At 41.6% G+C, this 3,414-nt stretch carries 3 protein-coding genes; all 3 read right to left on the bottom strand.

Annotated elements, in window-relative coordinates; translation table 11 throughout:
• Positions 1–73: 73 nt before the first annotated feature.
• Positions 74–1,000, bottom strand: a complete 927-nt coding sequence (locus tag UB32_RS16840) for an ABC transporter permease (RefSeq protein WP_044395895.1) — start codon at positions 998–1,000, stop codon at positions 74–76.
• A gap of 90 nt (positions 1,001–1,090) precedes the next feature.
• Positions 1,091–1,915: a M55 family metallopeptidase gene (locus tag UB32_RS16835; protein WP_044395894.1), complete on the bottom strand. Its 825-nt coding sequence runs from the start codon at positions 1,913–1,915 to the stop codon at positions 1,091–1,093.
• 188 nt (positions 1,916–2,103) lie between these two features.
• Positions 2,104–2,727: an NUDIX hydrolase gene (locus UB32_RS16825; protein WP_044395892.1), complete on the bottom strand. Its 624-nt coding sequence runs from the start codon at positions 2,725–2,727 to the stop codon at positions 2,104–2,106.
• Positions 2,728–3,414: the final 687 nt, after the last annotated feature.

Below are 3,414 nucleotides of genomic sequence, written 5' to 3'. Positions count from 1 at the left end.
ATTTTCATTATTTGTCCGCCTTCCCATAGGTTTTATTTACCTATAATAATTGGACGAATATTCCTAAAATCCTTTAATTCCATTTATACAGTTTGATTCTTGGATCCAGGATTCCATACGCCAGGTCAACCAGGAACAGCATTACGACCAGTACTGTACTGTAAAAAATCGTGGTTCCCATAATGACAGGATAGTCCCGCTGGTTGATGCTCTCGACAAAATACTTGCCCATGCCCGGAATTGCAAAAATTTTTTCGATTACGAAGGTTCCTGTCAAAATGCTTGCCGCCAGAGATCCCAAAATCGTCACTACTGGAAGCAAAGCATTTTTCAATGCATGCTTGAAGACAATTTTTACAGGAGAAAGCCCTTTTGCTTTCGCTGTCCTGATATAATCCTGGGTCAAAACCTCCAGCATACTCGCCCTCGTTAAACGGGCAATGATCGCCATGGGTCCGGTCGCAAGTGCCAGTGTAGGCAGGACCATATGCTTCGGACTTGTCCAGGTGGCAACGGGCAAGATCTGCCAGGTCACAGCAAGCTGCTGAATCAAAAGCGTGGCCATGACAAAGTTAGGAACGGAAATCCCGACCACCGCAATGGTCATAGCAAGATAATCAATAATGCCGTTATGCCGCAGGGCAGCGATGATCCCCAACAAAATACCTGAGAAGATAGCCACCATGAGCGTGACCATTCCCAGTTCAAACGAAACCGGAAACCCTCTGCCCAGCATTTCATTCACGGTTTGAGAAGATTTTTTAATAGATGGTCCAAAATCGAATGCAACAACCGATTGTAAATACAAGAAATATTGGACATAAAGCGGTTCATCCAAATGATAAAAACTTTCGAGGTTTTTTTGTACAGCTTCGCTTGTCGCCCGCTCCTCATTAAAGGGTGAACCAGGTATGGAATGCATCAAGAAAAAGGTCAATGTAATGATAACCAATAGAGTCAACGCCATCGAGCCTAGCCGTTTGATTATGTATGGCAGCATTATCTCACTTCCTTATTATGTTTTCATGTCAGCAGAAGACTTTGACGGTCTAAGCAAATGCTCAACCAGCACGGATAGCGAAAATACTGCTTACGAAAAAGTTGTTCTCATGGCTAATTCTGTCATCACAAGCATAGCTTGATAAGCTTCTAGAATATCCTTCGCCTGGAATCGGACAATGGTCGTACCGACTTCTATTTCGGTTCCTGGCATCAAATTAGCCCACTCTGCTTGCCCATAGTTAGCGAATTCGATGCGTAAAATCGGATTTTTCGGCGGAGTGAGCGGTTTCACATTGTCGATATTTTGAATAGCTTCTTCTGTCTTCTTGGCTAGCAGTTCCCCTGCTTTTAGAGGTGTCAACGATATTGCCGCCGATCTCGAAATCGATTCCTTTACAACGGCAGTGGTAATATTAGGATTCAAAGCTTCCGCTTCCCTTGCTGCTCCATCATCACCCGCAACCATAATAACCGGAACCCCAAAATAACCTGCTACATACGCATTAAATCCCAGTTCCCCAATTTGAACATCGTTGATCCACATATGGCGGACACCAAATATCATGGAATGTGACATTACACCGCTCATGGAAGCTCTGGCGTGATAGCCGACAAACATCGCTCCATTAAAACTGTCATTCAACCCCTGAACCATCGAGAACGGTTTCACATCACCAGTAATCAATTGGGTTTCAGGGTGAAGGTCCTCAATCAATAAATTATTCATTTTGGAATGACTATCATTGACGATGACTTCCTCGCATCCGGTTTCAAAAGCCTTTGTGATCACATAGTTCGCTTCCTGTGTCATGATTTTTCGGCCACGTTCATAATTAAGTTTAGATGAATCCACATGAGTATGGTCAACCAATCCAGTGATCCCTTCCATGTCCACAGATATGTATATTTTCATTTTTCAACCAACCTTCTAAAATATTTAATTATCTTAAAATTATAAATAATAAATCTATTAATCGCAACCTTTTCTCCCATTAATTGCTCGAATAGTATTTTTATAAATCTTGAATATGGTTGCTGAACTGCTTTTTCAAAATAATGGTATTTTAAAAAAAGAAGCACCAGAAATTGGCACTCCTCCATTCAAATATCTTCTTGTTCCACCAATTCAATGAAATGAGTCAGCACCCGTGCTGTCAATCCCCAGATTACCTTGCCATTTGCCCGATAAAAGTATTCGTCCATTGACCTGTTCTGCCAGTTGTAATTTTCTCCTCCGATAATCAAGTCAAATGGAAAGCCATCTTCAGGTTTGACCTGGTAATGAATCTTATAAGTAGCTGGCTGATTCTTTTTAAAAAAAGCTAGGGGAACTGTGAAGACCTCTCCTACCTCGGCTTGATTCGGCCTAATCGCTTCTGCGTTTTTAATCGTACCAACAAATGGGTAGATGATGGTACCAAAAGCTGACACCATAAAATCCAATGGAATCATATTGGTAATTTCGCTCTCTTTGATGCCCAGTTCCTCTGAAGTTTCCCTAGTAGCAGCTTTTTCAGGTTCCTCTCCTTTTTCAATCCTGCCACCTGGAAAACAAACCTCACCAGGCTGCCTTCTAAGTGTAAGTGCCCGTACTTCAAATAGGATATGAACCTCATTATTGATCTCCACCAACGGAAGCAGCACGGCGAATTTCATAAATTGTTCATGTCCCAATATGGAGGGTGTACGCCCCAATAAAGCATCTGAAATTTGTTGAATTTTCATTATTGGACAGCCTCTCTCCCCGAATAAGTATGTGCCTTTATTGTATTATGAAGAACCATTGAAAATAAAGGAAACGGCTCTTGTTATTTTGCATAGTAGGATCATGATTAGAAATTTGTACATTGGTTCGGTGAGTTTGAAAAATTCGGAAGCTGGTTAGCAAGATAGGTGAACTGGATTTTTAAAACTAGAAAAACAGGTAACAAATAACTCTGATAGGTGACCTTGGTGACCAAATACTGAAAAAATGCGGCCGCAATAACCCCTATTTTTTGAATAAATTTCCACATAATTGAAAAACAGGCTCCAAGAAGCCTCATTGGTGACCTCTATCTCCACACACTGGTAAAATGGTGCTCCAATAAGCTCTATTGGTGCCCTGAATCTCCACATACTGGTAAAATGGTGCTCCAATAAGCCCTATTGGTGCTCCTAATCTCCACATATTGGATAATCGTTGTCCCAATAAGCTCTATTGGTGCTCCGAATCTCCACATACTGGTAAATCTTAGTCCCAATCAGCCCTATTGGTGTTACGAATCTCCACATATTGGATAATCGTAGTCCCAATCAGCTCTTTTGGTGCTCCGAATCTCCATATACTGGTAAATCATAGTCCCAATAAGCCCTATTGGTGCTCCGAATCTCCACATATTGGATAATCGCAGTCCCAATAAGCTCTATTGG

The organism is Mesobacillus subterraneus (assembly GCF_000934845.1).
Classification (GTDB): Bacteria; Bacillota; Bacilli; order Bacillales; family Cytobacillaceae; genus Mesobacillus; species Mesobacillus stamsii.
The sequence above is the reverse complement of the archived record's forward strand: the minus strand, read 5'-3'. Positions and strand labels throughout refer to the sequence as shown.